This window comes from Pseudomonas sp. DCB_AW (genome assembly GCF_026240895.1).
Taxonomy (GTDB): domain Bacteria; phylum Pseudomonadota; class Gammaproteobacteria; order Pseudomonadales; family Pseudomonadaceae; genus Aquipseudomonas; species Aquipseudomonas kermanshahensis.
On sequence record NZ_JAPFCE010000002.1, the window covers coordinates 19,631 to 43,234 of the forward strand.

At 63.4% G+C, this 23,604-nt stretch carries 18 protein-coding genes, 1 pseudogene and 1 riboswitch; of the genes and pseudogenes, 14 read left to right on the top strand and 5 right to left on the bottom strand.

Annotated elements, in window-relative coordinates; all coding sequences use genetic code 11:
• Positions 1-89: 89 nt before the first annotated feature.
• Positions 90-1,418: an MFS transporter gene (locus OO306_RS02000; protein WP_027595414.1), complete on the bottom strand. Its 1,329-nt coding sequence runs from the start codon at positions 1,416-1,418 to the stop codon at positions 90-92.
• 162 nt (positions 1,419-1,580) lie between these two features.
• Here OO306_RS02000 and OO306_RS02005 point away from each other — a divergent pair, with 162 nt between their 5' ends.
• From OO306_RS02005 to asnB, 9 genes are all read left to right on the top strand, one after another.
• Positions 1,581-2,678, top strand: coding sequence for a sugar diacid recognition domain-containing protein (locus OO306_RS02005; protein ID WP_238217551.1), 1,098 nt, complete (start codon positions 1,581-1,583; stop codon positions 2,676-2,678).
• Between the two features lie 114 nt (positions 2,679-2,792).
• Positions 2,793-3,950, top strand: a complete 1,158-nt coding sequence (locus OO306_RS02010; protein ID WP_265967514.1) for a glycerate kinase — start codon at positions 2,793-2,795, stop codon at positions 3,948-3,950.
• 328 nt (positions 3,951-4,278) lie between these two features.
• On the top strand, positions 4,279-5,565 hold the full coding sequence (locus tag OO306_RS02015) for a phenylacetate--CoA ligase family protein (RefSeq protein ID WP_265967515.1): 1,287 nt from the start codon (positions 4,279-4,281) through the stop codon (positions 5,563-5,565).
• Positions 5,562-7,277 carry a prenyltransferase/squalene oxidase repeat-containing protein gene (locus OO306_RS02020; RefSeq protein ID WP_265967516.1) on the top strand — a complete coding sequence of 572 codons (1,716 nt, stop codon included), beginning with the start codon at positions 5,562-5,564 and terminating at the stop codon, positions 7,275-7,277. Before OO306_RS02015 ends, OO306_RS02020 begins: the two co-directional genes overlap by 4 nt.
• Before the next feature lie 9 nt (positions 7,278-7,286).
• Positions 7,287-7,694, top strand: coding sequence for a hypothetical protein (locus OO306_RS02025; RefSeq protein ID WP_265967517.1), 408 nt, complete (start codon positions 7,287-7,289; stop codon positions 7,692-7,694).
• Positions 7,691-7,975 (top strand): acyl carrier protein, encoded by a 285-nt coding sequence (locus tag OO306_RS02030; RefSeq protein ID WP_027595408.1) that lies wholly within the window; start codon positions 7,691-7,693, stop codon positions 7,973-7,975. The genes OO306_RS02025 and OO306_RS02030 overlap by 4 nt, the downstream gene beginning before the upstream one ends.
• Positions 7,972-8,967 carry an AMP-binding protein gene (locus OO306_RS02035; RefSeq protein WP_265967518.1) on the top strand — a complete coding sequence of 332 codons (996 nt, stop codon included), beginning with the start codon at positions 7,972-7,974 and terminating at the stop codon, positions 8,965-8,967. Before OO306_RS02030 ends, OO306_RS02035 begins: the two co-directional genes overlap by 4 nt.
• The gene (locus OO306_RS02040; protein WP_265967519.1) at positions 8,954-10,339 is read left to right on the top strand and encodes an amidase; all 1,386 of its coding nucleotides are present in this window, start codon (positions 8,954-8,956) and stop codon (positions 10,337-10,339) included. Before OO306_RS02035 ends, OO306_RS02040 begins: the two co-directional genes overlap by 14 nt.
• Before the next feature lie 10 nt (positions 10,340-10,349).
• Positions 10,350-12,185 (top strand): asparagine synthase (glutamine-hydrolyzing), encoded by a 1,836-nt coding sequence (gene asnB, locus OO306_RS02045; protein WP_265967520.1) that lies wholly within the window; start codon positions 10,350-10,352, stop codon positions 12,183-12,185.
• Between the two features lie 2 nt (positions 12,186-12,187).
• On the opposite strand, the gene OO306_RS02050 is transcribed toward asnB, so the two are convergent.
• Entirely contained in the window at positions 12,188-13,129 is a 942-nt protein-coding gene (locus OO306_RS02050) for a LysR family transcriptional regulator (protein WP_027595404.1), read from the bottom strand.
• Positions 13,130-13,321: 192 nt separating this feature from the next.
• On the opposite strand from OO306_RS02050, the pseudogene OO306_RS28320 reads away from it, so the two are divergent.
• Both OO306_RS28320 and OO306_RS28325 read left to right on the top strand, forming a co-directional pair.
• Positions 13,322-13,966, top strand: a pseudogene (locus OO306_RS28320) (SDR family NAD(P)-dependent oxidoreductase); the annotation flags it as partial.
• A gap of 177 nt (positions 13,967-14,143) precedes the next feature.
• On the top strand, positions 14,144-15,046 hold the full coding sequence (locus OO306_RS28325; RefSeq protein ID WP_323055821.1) for an SMP-30/gluconolactonase/LRE family protein: 903 nt from the start codon (positions 14,144-14,146) through the stop codon (positions 15,044-15,046).
• Here OO306_RS28325 and OO306_RS02060 read toward each other — a convergent pair.
• Positions 15,036-15,986: a site-specific integrase gene (locus OO306_RS02060; protein WP_265967521.1), complete on the bottom strand. Its 951-nt coding sequence runs from the start codon at positions 15,984-15,986 to the stop codon at positions 15,036-15,038. The genes OO306_RS28325 and OO306_RS02060 overlap by 11 nt on opposite strands.
• 231 nt (positions 15,987-16,217) lie before the next feature.
• Between OO306_RS02060 and OO306_RS02065 the strand changes: the two genes are divergently transcribed.
• Positions 16,218-17,186 carry an RHS repeat-associated core domain-containing protein gene (locus tag OO306_RS02065; protein WP_265967662.1) on the top strand — a complete coding sequence of 323 codons (969 nt, stop codon included), beginning with the start codon at positions 16,218-16,220 and terminating at the stop codon, positions 17,184-17,186.
• Positions 17,187-17,221: 35 nt separating this feature from the next.
• On the opposite strand, the gene OO306_RS02070 is transcribed toward OO306_RS02065, so the two are convergent.
• Positions 17,222-18,208, bottom strand: coding sequence for an SCO family protein (locus OO306_RS02070; protein ID WP_265967522.1), 987 nt, complete (start codon positions 18,206-18,208; stop codon positions 17,222-17,224).
• Between the two features lie 142 nt (positions 18,209-18,350).
• The gene (locus tag OO306_RS02075) at positions 18,351-21,743 is read right to left on the bottom strand and encodes a multicopper oxidase domain-containing protein (RefSeq protein ID WP_265967523.1); all 3,393 of its coding nucleotides are present in this window, start codon (positions 21,741-21,743) and stop codon (positions 18,351-18,353) included.
• A 242-nt stretch (positions 21,744-21,985) separates the two neighbouring features.
• Positions 21,986-22,100, top strand: a riboswitch (TPP riboswitch).
• A gap of 78 nt (positions 22,101-22,178) precedes the next feature.
• Here OO306_RS02075 and OO306_RS02080 point away from each other — a divergent pair.
• Positions 22,179-22,826, top strand: coding sequence for a TenA family protein (locus OO306_RS02080; protein WP_099429390.1), 648 nt, complete (start codon positions 22,179-22,181; stop codon positions 22,824-22,826).
• A 2-nt stretch (positions 22,827-22,828) separates the two neighbouring features.
• The gene (tenA, locus tag OO306_RS02085) at positions 22,829-23,488 is read left to right on the top strand and encodes a thiaminase II (protein ID WP_099429389.1); all 660 of its coding nucleotides are present in this window, start codon (positions 22,829-22,831) and stop codon (positions 23,486-23,488) included.
• Positions 23,489-23,604 lie beyond the last annotated feature (116 nt).

Here is a 23,604-nt window from a genome sequence, read left to right on the forward strand (position 1 = left end):
GTGCTGCGAAGAGGCCGGTGATCACACAGCAAATTTTCGCTGCTATCACCGGCCTCTTCGCAGCACAAGGCTGCTCCTACACAGGCGTTCTAGTTGGCCTTGGCTGTGGCCAACGCCCCTGCGCGCGTTACCCGCAGCGCCACCAGGCTACCGACCACGATCAATGCCGCCAACGAATACAGCGCAGCATCGGTCGAGCCGGTCTGGTCCTTGATGAAACCCACCAGGTACGGGCTGAGGAAGCCGGCCATCTGGCCCACTGAGTTGATCAGCGCAAGGCCGGCCACGGCCGCACCTGCGCTGAGCAGGGCGGTAGGCATTGGCCAGAACATCGGCAGGCCGGTGAGGGCGCCCATGGTGGCGATCGACAGGCCAAGAATGGCGATGGTCGGGTTGCCGGCGAAGTTGACCGCAATCAACAGGCCGATGGCGCCCATCAGCATCGGCACCACCAGGTGCCAGCGACGTTCGTTGCGCCGGTCTGCCGAACGCCCGCAGACGATCATGAACACACCCGCCAGCAGGTACGGAATGGCGCTCAGCCAGCCAATCAACAAGGGGTTGTCGAAGCCCATGTTCTTGATGATCGACGGCAGCCAGAAGTTGATCGCGTACACACCGCTCTGGATGCAGAAGTAGACGAAGCCGAACGTCCAGATCAACGGGTTGGTCAACACCGCGAGTACGCCGTCACCGGTGGTGGCGGGTTTGCTCGCGGCATCGGCCTTCAGGTCGGCTTCGATCAATTGGCGTTCGGCCGGGCTCAGCCAGGCGGCTTTCTGGTAGCCGTCGCTGAGCAGGCGGATTGCCAGGCAACCCAGCACGACGGTGGGCAGGCCCTGAATCAGGAACAGCCATTGCCAGCCGGCAAGGCCATGCTGGCCGGCGGCGAAATGTTCGAGGATCCAGCCGGAAAACGGCCCGCCCAACAGCCCCGACACCGGGATCGCCGACATGAACAAGGCCATGATGCCGCCGCGACGGGCAGCCGGGAACCAGCGCGAGAGGTACAGCACCACGCCAGGGAAGAAGCCGGCTTCAGCCGCGCCGGTCAGCAGGCGCAGGGTGTAGAACTCGGTGGGGGTGGTGACGAACAGCAGGCAGGTCGAGAGGCTGCCCCAGGCGATCATCATCAGCGCGATCCAGCGCCGTGGGCCGAAGCGGTTGAGCGCCAGGTTGCTCGGCAGGCCGCAGAGGACGTAGCCGATGAAGAAGATACCGGCGCCAAGGCCGTATACCGTTTCGCTGAATTTAAGCGCGTCGAGCATCTGCAGCTTGGCAAAGCCGACGTTGACGCGGTCCAGGTAGTTGAACAGGTAGCAGATGAAAATGAACGGAATCAGCCGCAGGGTGATGCGCCGGTACAGCGCATTGCGGGTGGTGTCCGTGCCTTGGTCAGGGGCGGGGCTGTGTGCCATGATCGGGTTCTCTGTTGTTATGGTTGTCACCGCGTCGCCTGTTCCGGCGCTCGCCCTGACGAGTCTCGGGGACAGCGCCGTGCCTGTCTTTGTGCTTTTGCACAGCGATTGACCAGGGGCGCTGTGCCCGGGACCAAAGCCTACCACCCTAAGGACCCTTGAATGTTCGAACTCGACCATGACCTGGCGCAGGATATCGTTGATCGGGCGATGGCCATTTTGCCGTGCAACGTCAATGTCATGGACAGCCAGGGGTTGATCCTGGGCAGTGGCGAGCCGGAGCGCATCAACACCCGCCACGAAGGCGCGCAACTGGTGCTGGCCAACGGCCGGATCGTCGAGCTCGACGTGGACGCGGCCAAGTGCCTCAAAGGCGTGCAGCCCGGGGTGAACCTGCCACTGATGCTCGATGGCCGGCTGATGGGCGTGTTGGGCCTGACCGGCGACCCGCAGCAGCTGCGCACCTATGGCGAACTGGTGCGCATGACTGCTGAAATGCTCCTGGCCCAGCGCCACCTGCAGGTTGAACAGCAATGGCGGCGGCAACGCTGCGACGACCTGCTGGCCTTGCTGTTAGGCGGCAGCGGCGATTCGCCTCGGCTGCTCGATGAAGCCCGTCAGCTCGGCCTGAAGCCGCAACTGCCAAGGGTACCTTGCCTGTTCGAGCTGGAATCAGGGCCGCCTGCCGAAGCCCTGTCGTCCTGGCTGATGAGCCGTTACCCGGACAGCTGGTGCGTCAGTCCCGCACGGCAATCGCTGCTGTGGTGTCGCCCGGCGGGTCTGGTGCTGGACGAAGCGCGGTTGCTGGAGCGCCTCGAGCGTCACGGCTGGCAGGTTGAGCGCTTGGCCCTGGGGTGCGTGGCGCAAAGCCTGGAACAACTGCGCCGTGGTTATCGCCGGGTGCGCGACCTGCTGGCTTATGGGCAAGAGGTGCTGCCGGCCGAGCGCCTGCTCAGCCTTGAGCGGTACCGGCTACCGGCCTTGCTGTGGCGGCATCGCAATGACGATGCGCTGGATGAGCTGTTGCAACCGCTGCAACGCATCCGCGCCAAGGACGCCAGTGGTCAGCTGATTGCGACCTTGCGCGCCTGGTGTGCCCATGATGGCCAGAGCCAGGCCTGTGCCGACGCCTTGGGCATTCACCGCAACAGCCTGCGCTACCGGCTGGAGCGGATCGCCGAACTGGGCGAGGTCGACCCCTTGCGGATGGAGGGGATGCTCAGCCTGTACCTGGGGTTGCAGTTGTTGCGAGCTGAGTGAAGCGCTGGCCGAAGGCATTTGCCCAAACAACGCCTCCGCCGTCTTGTGCATTTGACCGAGGCCACCTTGCCAGGCAACTGTCAGCATGCCGCTCATCTGGACAGGAGAATCCCCATGAAGATCGTCATCGCCCCCGACTCGTTCAAGGACAGCCTCGACGCTGCCGGTGTCGCCCGCGCCATTGCCACTGGCCTGGCCGAGGTGTGGCCGGATGCCGAGCTGGTCGAATGCCCCATGGCCGACGGCGGTGAAGGCACCATGGACGCCATCTTGGCCGCCAGCCAGGGCGAATTACGCCGCCTGGCTGTACGTGGGCCTTTGGGGCACAGCGTCGAGGCCGGCTGGGGTTGGCTGCCGCAGACCCGCACGGCGATCATCGAAATGGCCCAGGCCAGTGGCCTGCAATTGGTGCCCACCCAGCAGCGTGATGCCTGCCGCAGCAGCACCTGGGGCACCGGCGAACTGATCGCCGCCGCCCTGGCTGCGGGTGCCCGCCGCATTGTCTTGGCCATTGGCGGCAGCGCGACCAATGACGGCGGCAGTGGCATGCTGCGCGCCCTAGGGCTGCGGCTGCTGGATGCCGAGGGGCAACCACTGGAAGAAGGGGGGCTGGCCCTGGCAAAGCTGGCACGTATCGATGCCAGCGACCTCGACCCTCGGCTGGCCGAGGTCCAGGTCGAGGTTGCTGCCGACGTCGACAACCCACTCTGCGGTGCCAATGGCGCTTCGGCGATCTTCGGCCCGCAGAAAGGGGCTAACCCGCAGCAAGTACAAGCACTGGACCAGGCACTGGGGCACTTTGCTGATCACTGCGCGCAACTGCTGGGTGAGGACGTGCGTGACTTCCCGGGCTGCGGCGCTGCAGGCGGCATGGGCTTTGCGGCCAAGGCGTTCATGGGCGCGCAGTTCCGCCCTGGCGTCGAGGTGGTGGCAGAGCTGGCCGGCCTGGACGCGCTGGTACAAGGCGCCGACCTGGTGCTGACCGGCGAGGGGCGTTTCGATGCCCAGACCCTACGTGGCAAGACGCCAATGGGCGTGGCACGGGTCGCCAAGCGCCATGGTGTACCGGTGGTGGTGCTGGCGGGCACGCTGGGGGAGGGGTATCAACAGTTGTATGGCCACGGCATCGACGCGGCCTTTGCGTTGGCCAGCGGGCCGATGAGCCTGGAGCAGGCGTGCGCCAACGCCCGCGAGCTGCTGCAGGCGCGTGCCGGTGATATCGCCCGGCTGTGGCGCTGCGCGGTGTTAGCGCGGTCCAATTTTTCCGTATAAGTGCAACTAGCGTGGGGGCTGCTTTGCAGCCCTGTCGCGCCCTAAGGCCGCGCCTACACGTCCATGCCGAAGTTATGAGACTTGGCAAATATGGAAATTATCTTTGTTTGATATCTCGCCATAAACAAAGGCCGAATCGCTGATTTTGATCAGAAAAGCGCTACATACAACCCACGCAAAAGGCTCTATTTCGGCCCAGTAATACCGTCCGACTCTCACCGCTACTTACTATTAAGTATTTTACTTAACCCCTGTCGCTCGCCAATTCTCTGCACTGTTTATTCGAGAGGGCGAGTCGATGTTAGTTCATGGCGATAAGGATTTCGGCGTGTTGAAGGATGCCGAGGGCGAACTTCAACAGCAGGTCGGGCGCGTGCCCGATGCCGCATTTTATGAACGCAAGTTGCAAGCAGTCTGGACGCGTGCGCAACACAGTAGCCATTACGCAGGGATTGGCCCCTACAGCTTCACAGCGTTCCAGCAATTGCCGCTGACCGCCAAGGCCGCGCTGAAAAGCCAACCCTTGGCGTTTTGCACCGTAGCCCTTGGCGATGCGGCCAAGTACTACGCCACCACCGGCACCACCGGCGAGCCAACCCCAACCCCGCGCCTGAAACACGACATCATCTGGAATGCCGTCAGCGTCGCCAGCCACTGGCGAGCGGTGCTGCAGCCCGGGGCGCGGGTGGCCAACCTGATGCCATCGGACATCGTGCCGGTCGGCGACCTGATCGCTAACGTCTGCGAATACCTCGACGTGTCGCATGTACGGCTCTATCCCTTTACCACCGGCATCACCGACTGGGAACGGGTGTGCACGACCTTCGACACCTACCGGCCCACGGTGCTGTTCATCGCCCCCGGCGTACTGGTGCAACTGACCCGCTACCTCAAGCAGCGGGAGCTGCTCGACACGTTTGCCCAGTCGGTGCGCACGATCATGCTGCTGGGCGAGGTCAACACCCAGCCGTTTCGTGACCGTTTGGCCCGCGGGTGGCACTGCGAGGTACACGACGCCAGTTATGGCAGTACCGAGACCGGCACGCTGGCAGCCGTAGGCGCGGACCAGCAGATGCGCCTGGCCACGGCCACCAATTATTTCGAGCTGCTGTTGCCGGACGGCAGGCTGGTAACGCCCGCCGAAGGCCTGACAGGCCGCCTCGTCGTCACCCCGCTGAACCTGTACGCGCGCCCGTTACTGCGGCTGGACACTGGCGACAGCGTCACCCTTACCGCGCCGTGGCAAGCCGGGCGGAGCAGCCCCAGCCTGTTGGTCAATGGCCGCGACAGCGACAGCATCGCGGTGGCCGGCGTAGACCTTGAGATTCGCGCCGTCGAAGAGGTGGTCTACGGCGCCTGCGACGCCACCGGCTATGTGATCGAAATCGACCGCCAGAACGACAGCGCCGCGTTGATCCTTGAGCGTGACGTGCACTGGGACAACGCCCAGGAAGGCCTATTACAAGCGCAGCTGCTGGCACGTTCCGAGCAACTGATGGGGCTGCGCTGGAGCCGTGTGTTGTTCGTCAACAACTTGTCGGCCATCAACAAGAGCGGTGGCTCGCAAAAAAGCTGGAAGAAGACCAACCTGCGCTTCGTGGGGGGCAAGCAATGACCACGTCACCCCTTGCCCAAGGGCACGGTCTGGGCAACGGCCAGCCTGACTTGTGGTGCACATACGCCGCGATCCGCAGCCTGGCCTGGGTCGAGCGCCTCGACAGCGTCGATACGCCGGCCCTGCGCAGCTATATCCAGTCCCGGCGTAACCGCGACGGGGGGTTCGCCTGGAGCAAGGGCATGCCATCCGACGCCTGGGCGACTTTTTATTGCACCGAAACGCTCAAGGACCTGGGTATCGCCATTGACCATGGCGCCCAAACTGCCGATTGGCTGCAAACGCTGTTCGACGGTGATGCCTACGCCATGTGCCCCGGGCAGACGGCGGATGTCTGGGCCACCCACTATGCAGTGCGTACGTTAATCGAGGTGTGCCAGGGGCAAGTGGCCGATGCCCCGGCGTTGTACGCCTGGCTGGAAGGGCTGCAGTGCAGCAATGGCGGCCTCAGTTGGTCGGCGGACTTTGCCCGGCGCAATTTGGCTGACACCCGAGCCTGCTTCTACGGCGTGATGGCCGCGCGAGCCCTGGCCCATCAAGGGCTGCCAGCACCGCGGTGGGACCTGCCGCGGTTGATTGCCTGGTTGCAGGCGCAGCAGGTGGAAAGCGGCGGCTTTCGTTTCAGCGAGGCTGCCGAGCAACCGTGCCTGTGGGCGACCTACCGCGCCACGGCGAGCCTTGCGGCATTGCATGCGCAGCCCTTGGCGCGCCACGCGTGTATCGCCTGGATCGACGCACTGCGTCGGCCCAGTGGCGCTTTCGTGCGTTGGCAGGGCTATGACGGCGAGGACGTCTGGGCCGCTTTTTGCGCGGTGGGCTCGCTCAAGGCGTTGGGAGAGCCGGTGGCCCACCTGGCAGATAACATTGCACGGTTCATCGCGACCTTGGCGCTGCCTCAGGGTGGCTACACCTATCGGCAGGTCGACAGCGCGGCGGATGTGCTGACCACGGCAGCTGCCGTGCTCGGCGAACAGCTGAGTGCTGCGCAGCGGGCGGCAGCCTTGCACTGGATCGAAGGCTGCCAGATGCCTAACGAGCCTGGGCTCATGTACATGCCAGGGCGGGGCGCTGAAGTCCGCTGCACCAATTGGGGCCTGGCGGCGGGCGCCTTCGCCGGCCAGCCAGCGGCGCGCAAGGCGGTCGGGCACTGGCTGGCCTCGTTGCAGAACCCCGATGGTGGCTTCGGGTTCTGGGAGGGGCGCGGGTCGGACCTGGTGTCCACGGCGTCTGCGGTGGCGATCCTCCAGCAACTGGGCAACAACGCTGGGGTCGACCTTGTGGCGCTGGAGGCCTTTGTGGCCAGTTGCGCTCAACAAGGTGGGCACGCCGCCTACCCACGAGGGCAGGCGTCCTTGCGTGCCAGCCTGCAAGCCTTGATCTGCCTGCACCATGCGGGCTGGGATGTGCGCGAGCAGGCAAACGAACTGCTGGTTGCACACAAGGTGCGCCAGGGCGGCTTCGCCAACCTCGGGCAGCGCATCCCTGATTTGCTCAGCACCTACCAGGCCGTGGCGTTTGGCGCCGCGCAGGGGTTGCCGGTCGACCGCGCGCACCTGCAGTTCTTTCTCGACAAAGTGCGCAGCGGCCAAGGCCATGCCTGGTCGCCGCTGTACCTGGAGGGCCACGACGCATTGTCCGATTGCCTGGGGCGCCTGTTGCAGGCGTTTGCCGAAGGCAGGCGTCAGCACCTGCCCAACCTGCAGCTGTCGTGAGGAGCAGGCATGCCAACCATTACTGTTACCTGCGCACCACTGCAGCCCATCGAGCGCAAGCGCCTGGCCCTGGCGTTCACCCGCCTGCTGAAAGCGCAGGGCGCCGATACCGCGCATTGCATGGTGTTTTTCAATGTGCTGGAACCTGGGTGTGTGTTCAGCGCCGGCATGCCGTTGCCGACCGTGGATAGCAGCGGCGTGGCGTTGCAGTTCTACCTGCGCATCACCCTGTCGGTGGCGCGCGACGGGCTGGCCCATGCGGCCTTGGCCGAAGGCCTGCACCGCTGCCTGGTCAGTCACTACCCGAACGCTTTCATCTATTTGCAGTTTGATCCGATCCTGCCAGAACACGTGTTCTACAGCGCGGGAACGGCCTTGATCAATGCCCACCATCAACAAGGAAAACCAGGCGCGTGAGCAACCTTTCTATTGAGCAGCAGATTCGTCAGGCACTGGCGCAACTACTCGGCGACGAGGTCAACGCCATCGATAAGCGCGACAGCTTCCGCGATTTTCTAGGCGAACGTTTCGACAGCCTGATGGCCGTCGAAGTCATCACCGCCATTGAAGCCTGTTTCGCCATCGAAGTGGATTACCTGAGTGACGACGTTCGCTACTGGTTTGAAACACTGGAAAAGATGGAGCAGTTCGTCGCCCAGAAACGCGAAGACCAATTGACCCTGCAGGCCACCCCGTGAGCGGCGATCATCTGTTCACCACGTCGGGCTCCACCGGCGCGCCACGCCACTGGCTACGCAGCCACGCGCAAATGGTCGACGAGGCCGCGCTGATTCTCGGCCGCTGGGCGGCTGACGCGACCGAGGTCCTGTCGTTCGCGCCGAGCTGCCACAGCTACGGGATGATCCTGGGCGAGGTCGGTGCGCAATGGCTGAGCGCGCGGTTGCAGGCCTGCTCGTTGGAACAGCAGCAGTTACCGCAACTCGATGGCGACGGGCCCTGTGTGATCCTCGCCATTGCCAGTACCTGGCGGCTCTTGCCTGCACTGCTGGCGCGCCTGTCAGCACGGCGTTCGGTACTGGTGGTGCACAGCGCATCGCTGTTGCCACCGGACGCGTTGGCCACCGTGCACCGCTTTGCAGGGCCGCAGGTGCGCTTCATCGAGCTGCTGGGTGCCACCGAAACCGGCGCCATGGCCTATCGCGCGCTGGATGCGCAAAGTACCGCAGAGCAACCGTGGACGCTGCTGAGCGATGTCGAGTTGCTGAGCCCGATCGGCGCTGCCAGCCCGCTAGACGTCAGCAGCCCACGTATCGCGCGGGAGCAGGGCGCTGCAACCCCGGCACACCATCACCGTTGCGATGACCTGGTGCTGCCATTGGACGCGCGACGCTTTCAATGGCTGGGCCGGGCCAGCAGCCTGATCAAGGTCAACGGGGTTCGGCTCGACCTGGCGCGCCTGGCCTGCGAGCTCGGCCAACGCCTGCAGTGCCCGAACCTGACCTGCGTGCCGGTGCGCGATGGGTTGCGCGCCGAAGCGTTCGAAGTGCTGTTCAGTTCGCCAACGTTGACCGAGCAGGCCGTGCGCGAAGCGCTCACGCACTGGCCTGCGCACCACCCGCGACCGGTCGCCGTGCGCCGGGTCGCACACCTGCCGCTGTCTGCCACCGGCAAGCCCCAACCGTGGGCCGCCTCATCCACTGTCAAGGAATACACCCATGAGCCATGCTGATACCCAGGGCACCATCGCCCATTACCTGAACCACTGCGGTGCGCCGCTGGCCAGCGGCCGCGAACAGCCAGAATACCTCGGCCTAAGCCTGCGCAAGCGCCTCGAACTGCTGGAACGCAGCCCTGCACTGGCGGCTGATTGGGCTGCACAGTATGAGGCCTGGCGCGATCACGCCGACAGCCACTATCGCTGCCTGACCAGCACCCGCCCAGTTGAGGCGCCGTGGGTCCGGCTGGGGGTGAAGGACACCGTGGACGTCGCCGGCCTACCGACCCGCCTGGGGCTGCGCAGCTACCGTCACTACCCGCAACGCAGCGCCGAGGCGCTGAGCCACCTCGACCCGCGTATCGCGCTGACCAGCAAGGTGGCGACCACCGAGCTGAACATCGCGTTCGGCGCAGGCTGCCGCAACCCGCATTTCCCGACCATCGACCCGTCGGGTTCCAGCACCGGGTCTGCGGTTTCCGTGGCTGCAGGCCTGTGCGACATCTCGTTGGGTACCGATGTGCTGGGCTCGGTGCGTTGGCCGGCGTCCCACTGTGGCATGGTCGGCTTGCGCATGACCCACAAGGCCGCCAGCCTGGCCGGAGTATTCCCGCTGTCGCCACGCATGGACGCCTTGGGTTGGGTGACCCGCAGCGCCGACGACCTTGCCCTGCTGCTGCCGATGCTGGGCTTGGGGCCGTTGCTGGGCGATCAGCAACCGCTCAAGCAGCAGTACCGTGTCGGCGTGCTTGAACACGTGCTCGACCCTGCGCTGACCAGCGCACCAATGCTCGACATGTTGAGCCAGGCCCGTATTGCACTGGCCGACCTGGGCATGGCCCCGCGTGAAGTGGCCATGCCCGACCTGTGGGCCTGCCGTGGCGATGCCTGGCAGCTGTGTGCGCGCGACGCTTGGCTGGCGTCTGCGGCCTGGGCGCGGCGCTTCGACTGCGAACTGCATTGGTCAACGCTCAGCGCGCTCAAGGTAGGTGAAGGGGTAAGCGACAGCGACTACTTGCGCATTCATGCCCGCATGGACGCCGTGCGTGCGGGTATAGATGCCTGGTTCGAGGCCGCTCAGGTGGATGTCGTTATTTTTCCGATGGACCCGAACCGGCCCTTCGACCGGCGCAGCCCACAACCAGGTGATTCGACCATTCCGTCTCCGGACGATCACGACTACGCCCAGAAAATCGGTTTCACCCCTCTGGCCAGTTTCAGCGGCCTGCCGGCCATTACCGTGCCGATCGCCCTCAGCGCTGACGGCAAGGCGCCCCTGGCGATACAGATCATGGGCCGACGCGACAGCGAGCTGCAGTTGCTGGACATCGCCAAACGCGTGCAGGCGCTGATCGGCCTGCTGCCTACCCGTCGTCTTCAGGTGTAAGGGGCGAACCATGTGCGGAATTACAGGCTGGGTGGACTACACCCGCGACCTCGCGCAACAGCGCGAGGTGCTCGGCGCCATGACCGATACCCTGGCCTTGCGGGGGCCGGATGCCAGCGGCAGCTGGCAGCACCGCAATGCCTTGCTGGGGCATCGGCGCCTGGCCATCATCGACCTGAGCGGTGGCGTGCAGCCCATGACCTACCGCTTCGCCACGGGTGAAGACGTCGCGCTGGTGTACACCGGCGAGGTCTATAACCACCATGCCCTGCGCGAACGCTTGCGCCAGGCCGGGCATGTGTTTAAAACACGCAGCGACACCGAAGTGGTGCTGCACGCCTACCTGGAGTGGGGCGAGCAGTGCTGCGACCACCTCAACGGCATGTTCGCCTTCGCCGTGTTCGATGGGCGCGATGGCCACTTTCTGCTGGTGCGTGACCGCTTGGGGGTCAAGCCGCTGTACTACGCCCGTCACCAGCAGGGGCTGCTGTTCGGCTCCGAGATCAAGGCGATTCTTGCCCACCCCGAGGTTGCCAGCACCCTGGACGCGGTAGGCCTGGTGGATGCCTTGAGCCTGTCCCGTGGGACCACCCGCACTGCCTTTCGCGGGGTCAGCGAACTGCCGCCGGGGCATCGTTTGTCCTGGCGGCCCCAGGGGCAGGTGAAGATCAGCCGCTACTGGCAGTTGCAACGCCGTGAGCATCAGGACGACCTGGCGACCACGGTCGAACGCACCCGCGAGCTGCTCGACAATGCCTTGGGCGAGCAGTTGCATGCCGATGTGCCGGTTTGCTCGCTGCTGTCCGGTGGCCTGGACTCGACCCTGCTGACTGCCATGGCGCAACAGCGATTAGTGGCCGAGCAGGGCGGGGCGGTGAATTCCTACTCGGTGGATTTCGTCGGCCAGGCCGAGCAGTTTCAGGGTGATGCGTTTCGCCCCGAACGTGACCAACCTTATGCCCTGGCGGCGGCCCAGTACATCGGCAGCCGGCACCAGACCATCCTCATCGAGAACCGGGAGTTGGTGTCGGACCTGGCTCGCCTGGCGGTGTACCGCGCCAACGACAGCGCGGCCACCTTCGGCGACGTGGACACCTCGCTGTACCTGTTGTTCAAGGCGATCCGCGCGCATTCCACGGTGGCCATCTCCGGTGAGGCGGCAGATGAAGTGTTTGGCGGCTACGCCTGGTTCCGCGACCCGCAGGCCGTGGCCGCAGCGCGCTTCCCTTGGCTGTCGCGCATGCAACTGCTGCAGCCCGAACTGATCAACCCTGAGTTCAACCGGGCCTGCGATTTTGCCCAGTATCAGGACAGCTGTTATCACCAGGCCCTGGACAGCGTCGAGCATCTGCCAGGGGACAGTCCGCAGGAACGGCGCATGCGCGAAATCTGCCACATGCACCTGCAGCGCTGGCTGCCGATTCTGCTGGATCGCAAGGACCGCCTGAGCATGGCCGCGAGCCTCGAGGTGCGGGTGCCGTTCACTGATCATTCACTGGTGGAGTACGTGTACAACGTGCCGTGGTCGATCAAGGGCAAGGATGGCGAGGAAAAATGGTTGCTCAAGCAGGCCGGCGCCGACCGGGTACCGCCTGCGGTGTTGCAACGGCGCAAAAGCCCGTACCCGACCTCGGCGAACCTGGCCTATGAGCGCTTTCTGCGCGAGCGCACCCGGCAGTTGCTGAAGGCGCCAGACCGGCCCGTGTTCCAGGTCATCGACCACGGCCGGCTGGCCGGCGAGTTGCGCCAGCCCGAGGGCTATTTCAACTCGCAACTGCGGCGTAACAACCTGGAGACGGCCCTGGCGCTGGACACCTGGCTACATGAGTACCGGTTGACGGTGTAGGGCTACAGGATCAGAGGGTTTTGCAGGGTGTCGCTGAAGCGCTTCGGCGCGCCCTGGTCGAGCATGGCGATGAAACTGCCCAGGGCCGGCGAAGCGTTCTGGATGTTCCAGTTCATGTACAGGCCCATGGTTGGGGTGGGCTGGTCCTTGATCGGGCGGATCGGGCGGAATTGCACGCGCTCACGCAGCGTCGAGTAAGCGATCGATTCCGGCACCAGGGCCACGCCGAAGCCACAGGCGACCAGGCCGATCAGGGTGTGGATCTGCGCCGCCTCCTGCACCACCTTGGGGTAGAAACCGGCCGACTCGCACAGGGCGATCAACTGGCTGTGGTAGCCACTGCCCAGGGCTTGCGGGGTGAAGACGAAGTCCTCTTCGGCAAAATCGCGCAGGTCGACCAGCGGCTGATGGGCCCTGGCGTGGTTGGCGGGCAGGGCCATGATGATCTGCTCGTTGAGCAACAGCCGCGACTCGATGGTATCGGGCGGCATCGGCAGCTTGCGCATGAAACCGATGTCGGCTTCGCCGGCCATCAAGGCCTTGGCCTGCGAGGCTGAGGGCATCTCGCGGATGGTCAGGCGTACATTGGGGTAGACCTCGCGGAACCTGCGCAAGGTCGTGAGCAGCGACTCGTAATACGCAATGGAGATGGCCGTGATGGTCAGCTTGCCGCAGATGCCTTCCGAGACATTGCGCGCGTATTCGATGCCTTGCTCCAGCTCTTTGAGCGTGCGGTAGGCGGTTTCCAGAAAGGCCATGCCAGCGGCAGTCAGCTTGACCCCGCGCTTGTTGCGCAGAAACAGGCTGAAGCCGAGCTTTTCTTCAAGGCGGTTGATCGCTTGGCTCAGGGGCGGCTGCGCCATGTGCAGGCGGATGGCGGCCTTGTGGAAGTGCAGTTCTTCGGCTACGGCGATGAACTGCCTGAGCAAACGTGTCTCGATCATTCTATGTTCCTTCATCGACTTGCCGGGGTGCCTGGCAGGCGCCACCCCTGCAAGGCGGCCATCATAGTGCGTGGCCACCGAGTGACAAAGCCTCGGTGATATCCCTGAGATATCAAAGTTGCATGCTTTTAATATTAAGTCATTGATTTTTTTATTGTTATCGTAAAAAAGGAGAATCGAAGGTGCCCTGCAATGCCAATCACAGACCCATTCAAGAACAAAGTCGCGATCATCACCGGTGCTGCCCAAGGGCTGGGCCTGGCTTACGCCATGGCACTGGCCGAGCGAGGCGCCCGCGTGGTCATCAGCGACCTGGGGACTGACCGGGCAGGCCAGGGCGAGGACCCGTCGGCCCTGGCCCAGGCACTCGCGGCCCTGCAGGCCAAGGGCTACAACGCGATCGCCCATGCCGGGCAATTGGAAGACGAACGCGCCTGCCAACAATTGATCGAGCTGGCCATCGAGCAGTTTGGCGCACTGGATATCCTCATTCACAATGCAGGCTGGGTCGATTACCAGGGCATCGAAGCGCAGGAAGAAGCCTTTCTTCAGCGCGCGCTGGGCATCAGCGTGCACGCCCCGGTGTGGCTGGCCAAGCATGCCTGGAAGTACCTCAAGCATTCCGCCGCCCCGCGCGTGGTGCTGACCACCTCGGACCGCGCCATGTACCAGCGCTATTCGCAGCCGGGGCTGGTCGCCTACTCAGCCGGCAAGATGGCCCAGGTCGGCATCATGAACGCCTTGAGCATGGAAGGGATGGAGCACGGCATCCTGGTCAATGCCATCTCGCCCGTGGCCAAGACCCGCATGTGGGGCGTGACCCAGGCACCGGAAGAGCTCAAGCCCGAATGGGTCACCCCAGGGTTGTTGTACCTGGCCAGCTCGCTGTGCCGCGACACGGGCTACATCCTGCGTGCCAGCAACGGGCAGTTCACCGCCACCCGTTTCACCGAGAACAGCGGCGTCAGCTACCCACGCGACCTGGCGCGGGTACAGGCGGGCAACTTCAAGGAAGTGGCCGAACGCTGGAGCCGCATCAAGGAATGCCACTACGTACCGGTCAAGGTCGCCAACACCCGCGCCGACCTGGGCGAGAGCCCGGTTTGGGACGCGCGCAGCGGCGCGCTGTACTTCGTCGATATCACCGATGGGCGCATCAATCGGTTGAACCCGGACGGCGAGGTCGAAAGCCTGTATGAGTCGGCCGCACGCATTGGCGCCCTGGCCCTGACCGACCAGGGCAACCTGATCTTCACCGAGGATTCCAGTGTCGCCATTCTGGACGTGAACGCGCGCAAGGTGCGGCAATACTCCGTGCCGGTTCACCCGCGTTCCACCTACCGTTTCAACGATGGTGCCTGCGACCCCCAGGGCCGTTTCGTCAGCGGCCTGATGGACGAAGCCCCAAGTGGCAAAACCGGCGCCTTGTTCCGTTTCGACGCAGAACTGAGCGACCAGGTGATCCACGATGGCATGGCGCTGCCTAACGGACTGGCCTGGTCGGAAGACGGGCACAGCGTTTACTTCGTCGACTCGGTCGCCCGCGCCATCTACCGCGCCGAGTACCTGCCCGAAGGCCGCTTGACCGAGGTTACGCTGTTTGCCGAAACGCCTGCCGAGCTAGGGCGCCCAGACGGCATTGCGCTAGACCGCGAAGGCGGGCTGTGGGTGTGCCAGTTCAATGGCAGTTGCTTGCTGCATTACGACCGTCACGGCCACCTGACCGACCAGGTGGTGATGCCGGTGACGCGCCCGACCAGCTGCTGCTTTGGCGGTGAAGGGATGACCACCTTGTATATCACCACCGCGCGGTTCGGCATGAACGCTGTAGAGCTGCGGCACTACCCGGATGCCGGCGACCTCTATGCGATCCGCCCGGAAATCGGCGGCATTGCTCGCCACGCCTTCAAGGAATGAGGTTGTGCACCTGGCTGGCCGGTAACACGGCCAGCTCACCAAAGCGTTGCGCCGAGTCGATGTAGCGCAGTGCTGACTTGGCGTCCTTCCAGCCCACGTAGCTCATCAACGACTTCAGTTCCCAACCATTGGCCGTGGCCCACGTGGCGAAACCACGGCGCAGCGAGTGGCCGGTGTACAACGCCGCCGGTACCCCGGCACGCTCCAGCATGCGCCGGAGCAGCCCAACCAGGCTGTTGCTGTTGAGCGCCGCGTCGCTGAGGTTGCCCCAGCGGTCGAGCTTGCGAAACACCGGGCCATGGGCGATGCCGGCCACTTCGATCCACTGCAGGTACGCGCTGACCGGGCACAATGCCTTGAGTGCCGGCGTGCGGTGCTGCACGCCAAGCGCTTCGCGGTCACCCTTGCTGCGAGGCAGGAACAAGGTGATGCCGACACCGGCTTCAGCCTGGATGTGCTCGACGCGCAGGCGCGCCAGCTCGTCCCCCCGAAACCCTCGCCAAAAGCCCAGCAACAGCAGCGCCGTGTCGCGACGCGCTCGGCGCAGGGTGGCCAAGTCGTGGCATTCGCGTGCCTGGCGGGCTTCGTCCTCGAAGCATTGCACGGCGGTTTGCAGGTGTTGCAGCAACAGCGGTGCAGCCTGTTTTGGCGGTGTCGGGTGCAGGGTGCGAATACCGCGCAGTACCTGGCGCACCAGCGGCGCCTTGGTCGGGTCGGGGAAGCCCTGGCTGATGTGCCATTGGCTGAGGGCCGCGAGGCGTTGACGCAAAGTGCTCACCGCGTGCTGCTCGGCGTGGTCGGCCAGGTAACGGGCCACGCCCTCGGCGGTGGCCGGCAGGAAACCACCCCATTGGGTCTCGAAATGGTCGATGGCAGCCTGGTAGCTGCGCCGCGTGTTGTCACGGGTGGCGGCGCGGACGTAGCGCTCGATGTCGGTCATGGTGCTGCGTTCATCCTCATCCTACGTCCCCACGATATTGGGCATTCAGTATATCGCCGGCTGTAGAGAAATGGATAAATTGATCCGGCTGCCAGGATTGAAGACTGTTAAATTTACCAGTTACCTCTCAGGGAGGGCGGCGGTAAGCTCAAAGATACAGTTCAGTCGACGGTGGGCAGCATGGTTCTCAAAACACAATACTTTTATCAAGGCAGCCACCCAAGTGTTGTGATGAGCACCAGGGGGAAGTTTGTTTTCGTTCGTAGTGGACCTCTGCCGTTGGCTGAGTTGCGGCATGACGAGACCTTAAACCGTACGCTATTACTGGCTTGTGATGGCAACCACTCGGTACTTGATCGTGCCGATCATACGGGTCACCCACTTGAACCTTGCCGCTACACAACCTATGGGCATGACAACAATGCCCTCAGTACGAGACTCGGCTTTAATGGGGAACTACAAAGTCTGCAGGAGAATCTGTACCTCTTAGGCAATGGCACACGCATTTACAGCCCATCGCTCATGCGCTTTTATTCGCCAGATTCTTTTAGCCCTTTCGATGCAGGCGGTTTCAATGCCTACCTGTACTGCGATAACGATCCGGTAAACTATACGGATCCCTCGGGGCACATGAGGAGCCCGAGCCCCCCCTCACGAATGAATACGCCAGATATCGACCTTTCCGGTTCTCCCTTTGCCGCTCCGCAATCGCCGCCTAGTTGGGATGCTGATTTATTTGTTCTGCAATCTCCTGCTGCCATACCTACTTCCCCAGTGCCCTCGCCGGCTGTTTCATACACTCCCGTAACATCCCCCTCCGCTCAGACGGCTAGGCAATCACCCGTTCCCGCAACTTCCTCAGCTTTGCATCAACCACCCGGAGCCGAGAGCCGGGTTACACTTCTTAACAATGTTAAACCGATCTATACAACAGCGCAGGCCCAACGTTTTCTGAGCTGGAACAATACTTTGAAAAAATCCTATAAAGGACTAGGCACTGACCGAGCTAGCCGAATTAACCGAAGTAGGTCGGCTCGCGAGCTAGTGATCAACAGTAGAACGGAGGGTCAACCTGGAAGGGAAAAATGGGAATCGTTGGGCTTTGAGGTCCCCGACATTATCCGCAGAAACATCCGCAAAGCATTATGGCGCAAGGGAAAAACACTACTGAAACCTAATGAGTCGCAGGCCCCGCAGTAGTGTAAGTCGGTCATGACGATGAAGATTAATTGCCATCAAGGTTTTGCCGTATCTGCCAAAGGCGTCTGCAAGCGTGTGGTTTCTTCTTCGATGTAGGTCATCAGTGCAGCGACCTCGGCATCGCCCAGCCGCATGTTGGGCATTGCCAGGCGGTTGTATTGCTCGTACAGCAGCATCGCCAGCGGGTCTTTTTGCGCAAGCATCTGATCTGGCTCTTTCAGCCAGCGGCTCAGCCACCTGGCATCGCGTTGCCGGGTCACGCCTAACAGGTCGGGGCCGATGCCCCGTTGCACGCCTGGCTCGGCGTCGCCCAGGGTATGGCAGGAAGAGCAGCGGGTGCGGAAGATCTGCTCGCCGCTGCTGGGCGAGCGGACTTCCGGCGCATGGGCGTAGTCGTTGGCCATGGCGCTGGCTTGCTTCCAGTTGTGCAAGCTGTTGCCCAGGCGGTCGGCGAGGATGTAGGGGCTCTCGAAGGGCGAGGCTTTCATCCAGCGGCCGGTGGCCTGGTTGCCGATGATCAGGCTCAGGTTGTGGTCTTTGGAGCGGCCGTTTTCCAGGCCTTCTATGTACAGGCCCAAGCTTCTGCGCAATTGCTCGATGTCGGCAGGCTCGCCGGTGAGCAAGGTCCAGCCGGGGCCGATGGCGAATTTTTCGGCGTAGCGTTTGAGGGTGGCCGGCGTGTCGTTGTAGGGGTCGATGCTGATGGAGTAGAGGAATATGTCCTTGCCGACCCGGTCGCCGAGGATTTTCTGCACCTGGCGCAGGCGCGCGGTTTCCACCGGGCAGGAGTCGAAGCAGCCGGTGAAGATGAAGTTGATGGCGACGACCTTGTCTTTGATCAGGTCATCGAAGAAGTGCACTTTTTCACCGTCCTGGGTCAGCAGGGGGGTATTGGGGAAGTAGTCGGCGCCCCAGGGGGTGGCGGTTTCTTGGGGTGGGGCTTGCCGGGGTTGCACGGGCCAGAACGGGATGCTGGCAGCGAACAGCGACAGCACGAGCAGAACACGCCATGAGCCGGTCATGAAGCACTCCTCCGTAAAAGATCCTACACAAACCGTTGTAGGAGCAGCCTTGTGCTGCGAAGAGGCCAGTAAAAGCACCAAAATGGCATTGTGTTGTCACTGGCCTCTTCGCAGCGCAAGGCTGCTCCTACACCTGCTTTGCTTACTTGATGCTGATTGGCGCTGTCACGCTTTGCCCCAGCGTCGATGTCACGGTCGCTGTCGCCGGTGTTGCCGGGCCGTTGCCGGTGGTAGTAACCGACAACCGCCAACGGGCGCCGGTGGTGGCCGCGGTCAGCGTGGCAGCACCCAGGTTCAACGGCCCGCTGGTGGTGGCCACCGTCACGTTGATGGCATTGCCGGTAGCCACCGAGGTGGTGCCCGCCAGCTCCCAGGTGTAGCGGTTGCCGCTGCGCACTTGCACCGAGGCACTGCTGACCTGGATGTTGTCGACCGGTAATGCCGGGCTCACCGCGATGCTGACCGCCGCCGGGGCGACCGACTCGGCACCTTTGGCGTCGCGCGCCGAGTAGTTGAAGCTGGCGGTGAACGGTGTAGCGACGGTGGCGGGTGGGGTGTAGGTCACCGTGGTGCCGTCGGTGCTGGTGGTACCCATGCCCGAATCCGGCTGGCTGAGGCCAGTGACGGTCAAGGGCAGGTTGCGCTCGGGGTCGGTGTCATTGGCCAGCACATTGAGCGTGATCGCCTTGCCGGCCGTGGTGGCAGCACTGTCGTTGACCGCAACCGGTGGCTTGTTGGTATCGTCGTTATCATTGTGGCCAGACGTGCGGAAGGTCGGCAGGCCTACAGAAGCGACGTATTCCACACCGTCCCAACCCGGCAACGGGGTAGGCATCACCTGGAACTGGCCAGGGTGCTCCAGGTCCCAGCGCAGCAGCATCGACGAGTCTTCGTGCTGGGTGTTGTGGCAGTGCTCCATGTAGGTGCCGGCAAACTCGCGGAAGCGGATGGCCATTTCCACTTCTTCCGATGAGTCGGCATCCGGCCCAATGCGGTAGACGTCCTTACGCGCCCACTTTTCCCACTCTGGCGGTGCCTTGCCGTCGCGGCTGAGCACGATGCCTTCCTCGAAGTGCACATGCACCGGGTGGCTCCAGCCATTGCCGCCATTCTTGATCTTCCACACTTCCAGGGTGCCGTCGCCGCTAAAGCCGCCTTGGGTGGCTTCGTTGGCCAGTTGCGGCGCTGCGTTGATGCGCCGTGGGTCCATGCTGTAGCCGAAGCCGCCATCGGTCTTGATGGTCCAGGGGGTGGTGTCGGTGCCGTCGGAGCGGCCAAAGATGAACTCGCGGTGGCGGGCATCCTTGAGCTTGGCCTGGTCGGCCACGGCGTTGCGGTCGAGGGTCAGCGGGATCATCTTCAGGCCTGCGGCCTTGCCCGGCTTGGCCGGTTCATAAGCGACTGGGTCCATGCTCAGGTCCTGGCCGCTGTAAGGCTGCACCAGCAGTTGCATGAACTTGCCCACCACCGGGTCGCCTTTGTCCCACTGCGGGCCCTTGCTGGTCTGCTTGATGACCGCCTTGTATTTCTCCGACAGCACATCGGCCAGGGAAATGGCCTGGTTCGGGCCCTTGCCGGTCTGGTGCTCCATCAGGTTGACGAAGTACAGCTTGTCGCCTGCCTTGATGCCGTTCTTGGCGAAGTTGATGATGATGTCGTAACGCTCGGCGATGCCTTGCAGCGGCATAATGCCGTTGTTGTCCTTGAGGTCACCGTCGCCGTTGAGGTCCAAGGTGCCGTCGAATGGCACGGCATGTTCCATGATGTTGCCGTCGTTGGCGATCATGTGGAACGGCACGCGGGCATACGACACGTTGGAGCCGGACGGGCCCTTGAATTCGCCGCTGCTGCCGGCGATTTCACGCACCACGGCGAACTTGAAATAGCGCGACACCGACCCATTGAGGATGCGGAAGCGGTAGCTACGCGCCCGTACTTTCAGCTTGGGCTGGTACTGCCAGTTGACCAGGATCTGGTCGCCGAGGAAGCCGTCGGTATTGAACGGGTTGAACCACAATTGGCCATTGGCATCCCAGGCTTTGTCGGCAATCACCAGGTTGACGTCGTAGTCGCGGTTGCCCCACGGCATGGCCGAACCACTGGGGAAGCGCAGGTTGACGCCATCCTGCAGGGCCTCGTTGCCGCGGTCCAGGGCGCTGTAGTAGTTCATCATCACGGCGTTGCCTTTGTAGACGTTCTGCGCCGTGAAATCCATCATGTGATCGTGGAACCAGTGGGTACTCATGGTTTCGCGCCAGTCGCCACGAATCTTGATGCTGCCGTTTTCGCAGGTTTTAAGGCCCGGTGAGGCGTCGTTGACGTACAGCGTTTCGCCCGGTGCGCAGGGGAACGCCGCGCGTGGGTCCTGGGCGCGGGTGTTGATGGTGTCGTAACCGGCCAACTGCACCGGCCACCGGTAGTCGTAGTACTGGCCGGGGAAGAAGTAGGCGTTGGCAAAGCCATCGCTCTCGGCCGGGGAGTGGCCGTTGTGCTCGTGGGTGGAGATGGTGTGCAGGCCAAAGCCGCCGTTGGCCGACGGGTCGATCGGCAAGGCGTTGTAATGGCGCATCAAGATCGGCTGGCCATAGCGGACCATCAGCAGCTTGGGCGGGAAGGTGCCGTCGAAGGTCCACAGCGATTTGTGGTTTTGCAGAGGGAAGCTTGGGTGGAAGCGGGTGTCGATGCCCTTGGTGGTGCCCAACGTGGTGGGGATGTCCGAGGTCTGGTAGTACAGCCCGCCTGGCGCGAACTCACCGACCGCATAGTTGTGCATTTGCTTGCGGTCACGCAGTCCGAGGTTGATGCGTGCGCCAGCTTGGGCGGTCTTGAACGCAGCCTGAGGGTAGAACTCGTTCCAGCGCTGATGGGACCAGCCCTTTCCTGGTGGGCGGCCTTCAGCCGGCGAGCCGACCGGGTGGCGGTTGAGGAACATCTCTATCTGCGCTTTCCACGGGTTGCGGTCGAGCACGTTGGAGAACTGGGTAGGGAAGGGGTACAGGCCCGGTTGCTTGAGGAAGGCTTCCAGGGCGGTGCCACTGGGGCCGCTGCGGGCGACCACATTGGGGTCTTGCGCGGGGGCCGCGCCTAGGGTTGGTACGGGGAAGGTCAGGTCAGGTGCCGGGATGCTGGGGTCGAGCTTTTCCGGGCCGAATTCTTCGAACAGCAGCAGTTGCTGGGTGAACGGCTGCGCACCGAACAACGGGCTGGGCTTGCCGTTGGTGGGGTACTTTTCAGAGGTTTGCAACGCAGGCGGCAGTACGTTGTCCTGGCGCACGGTAGAGCGGTCGCCATGGACGCCATCGGTCAGCTCCAACGAGCCTTCGTTGGCTTCCGGCAAAGTGTACAGGTTGAGCAGCGCCGGGTTTGGGTCGTCCGGCTGGTCGGTATAGGCCGAGGGGTCGGTCGGCGGCGGCTGGCCGACGTCATCGAGGGAAGACGCGATTGCCGGGTTCAGCCCAAGGCTGAGCATCAGCACGGTGACGGCAGACAGTTTGAATGTGTGCCTGGTTGGGTGACTCACGGCAGGTGTTTTCATTGCCTGGTGCCTCGCTCGCGGCGTTATGGCTTGGGGCCATCAATGGCGTTTTGCCTGGTTAAGGGGCCTGAGCAACGGCTGTGCCAACAGATGTTTCGGTAATGCTTTGTTAAACAAATCCTTTAAAAACCTGAGTCGCGCTAAATAATGGCGTGCCAGGGCTGGGGACAGGCACCCACAAGCGGGTCACCCAAGGCCCAGTGTTTGGGGCGTGACAGCACCTTCCTACCTGCTGTATACCTGTGGCCACCAAGGGGAGCCCGGCAACGGGCTGAGAAACCGCTGAGCGTTGCAGCGCGGTGACCCTTCGAACCTGATCCGGATCATGCCGGCGAAGGGATGGGACTTGAAACCTGCCTTTTTGCCGGCCTCACTGCGAGGCCAGTCCATGCCAGCTTCAACGGTCTCGCTGTCACCCCTGCAGAGGACAGCATCATGACCGAACGCTTCACGCAAACCCTGCGCCGTCAGAGCGAGCCGACCTGGTCGGCGGCCGTCGGGCACCGCTTCGTTAGCCAACTGTGCGACGGCAGCCTGCCGGACCCGATCATGGTCCGCTACCTGGTGCAGGACCACCGCTTTCTCGACAGCTTCCTGACCCTGCTCGGCGCTGCGATCGCCACCGCGGACACCTTCGAGGCACGCCTGCGCTTCGGCCAGTTCGCCGGGATGATCTCCAGCGATGAGAACACCTATTTCCTGCGCGCCTTCGAGGCGCTGGACGTCAGCCCGGCGCAACGCGTAGAGGCCGCGGACACTGCGCCGACCGCAGGCTTCAAGGCGATCATGCGTGAAGCAGCCGCCACCCGCTCGTACGCCGCCGCGTTGGCAGTATTGAATGTCGCCGAAGGGTTGTACCTGGACTGGGCGCTCAAGGCGCCGAAGCCCTTGCCTGAACACTTCGTGCATGCCGAGTGGATCACCTTGCACGACAACCCGGCGTTCCAGGCGTTCGTCGCCTTCCTGCAGGCCGAACTGGACCGCGTCGGGCCGCAGGAAGCCGAGCTGAGCACCGATTTCTACCTACGTACCGTGGCTTTGGAGCTGGCCTTCTTCGATGCGGTTTACGAGGGGGAGGTGTGAGCATGGATATTTTCAATCGCCTGAAGGCCGCCACCACGGGCGAGTGGCACCGCTATGTCGAGCATGATTTCGTGCAGCAGATGGGCGAAGGTACGCTGAGCGAGGCGGCGTTCCGGACGTACTTGGTGCAGGACTACCTGTTCCTGATCCAGTTCGCCCGCGCCTGGGCCCTGGCCGCTTACAAGAGCCGCCTGCCGGCCGACATCCGCGCCGCCCAGGCGGGCCTCGCGGCGATTCTCGACGAAACCGAGCTGCACCTGCGCCTGTGCGCGCGCTGGGGGCTGACCCAGGCTGATATCCAGGCCGCACCCGAGCACCAGGCCACGGTGGCGTATACCCGCTATGTGCTCGACTGCGGCGCCGCAGGCGATCTGCTGGAGCTGCATGTGGCGTTGGCGCCCTGTGTGATCGGCTATGCAGAAATTGGCCGGACGTTGGCTGAGCGGATTGGTGACCTGAGCGATCACCCTTACCGTGAGTGGATCGCTGAGTATGCCGGGGAAGGGTATCAGCAGGTGGCGGCTAATGCCCGCAAGCACCTGGATGAACTGGCCGCGCGGAGCATGACCGAGCAACGGTTCGTGGAGCTGGCAGGGATTTTTGGCCAGGCGTCGAGCCTGGAGGCCGATTTCTGGCAGATGGGGCTGGATGGCGCGAAGTAGGGATCAATGGTCCTCGTTGATCATTGGAAATTCCAGGTAGGAGCAGCCTTGCGCTGCGAAGAGGCCGGTGAAGACACCGTTAATCTTCGCTGCTGCCACTGGCCTCTTCGCAGCAC

Coding starts and splice junctions, on each gene's coding strand:
- OO306_RS02000 (WP_027595414.1), bottom strand. CDS start 1,418: ATGGCACACAGCCCCGCCCCTGACCAAGGCACGGACACCACCCGCAAT.
- OO306_RS02005 (WP_238217551.1), top strand. CDS start 1,581: ATGTTCGAACTCGACCATGACCTGGCGCAGGATATCGTTGATCGGGCG.
- OO306_RS02010 (WP_265967514.1), top strand. CDS start 2,793: ATGAAGATCGTCATCGCCCCCGACTCGTTCAAGGACAGCCTCGACGCT.
- OO306_RS02020 (WP_265967516.1), top strand. CDS start 5,562: ATGACCACGTCACCCCTTGCCCAAGGGCACGGTCTGGGCAACGGCCAG.
- OO306_RS02025 (WP_265967517.1), top strand. CDS start 7,287: ATGCCAACCATTACTGTTACCTGCGCACCACTGCAGCCCATCGAGCGC.
- OO306_RS02040 (WP_265967519.1), top strand. CDS start 8,954: ATGAGCCATGCTGATACCCAGGGCACCATCGCCCATTACCTGAACCAC.
- asnB (WP_265967520.1), top strand. CDS start 10,350: ATGTGCGGAATTACAGGCTGGGTGGACTACACCCGCGACCTCGCGCAA.
- OO306_RS02050 (WP_027595404.1), bottom strand. CDS start 13,129: ATGATCGAGACACGTTTGCTCAGGCAGTTCATCGCCGTAGCCGAAGAA.
- OO306_RS02060 (WP_265967521.1), bottom strand. CDS start 15,986: ATGACCGACATCGAGCGCTACGTCCGCGCCGCCACCCGTGACAACACG.
- OO306_RS02065 (WP_265967662.1), top strand. CDS start 16,218: ATGAGCACCAGGGGGAAGTTTGTTTTCGTTCGTAGTGGACCTCTGCCG.
- OO306_RS02070 (WP_265967522.1), bottom strand. CDS start 18,208: ATGACCGGCTCATGGCGTGTTCTGCTCGTGCTGTCGCTGTTCGCTGCC.
- OO306_RS02075 (WP_265967523.1), bottom strand. CDS start 21,743: ATGAAAACACCTGCCGTGAGTCACCCAACCAGGCACACATTCAAACTG.
- OO306_RS02080 (WP_099429390.1), top strand. CDS start 22,179: ATGACCGAACGCTTCACGCAAACCCTGCGCCGTCAGAGCGAGCCGACC.
- tenA (WP_099429389.1), top strand. CDS start 22,829: ATGGATATTTTCAATCGCCTGAAGGCCGCCACCACGGGCGAGTGGCAC.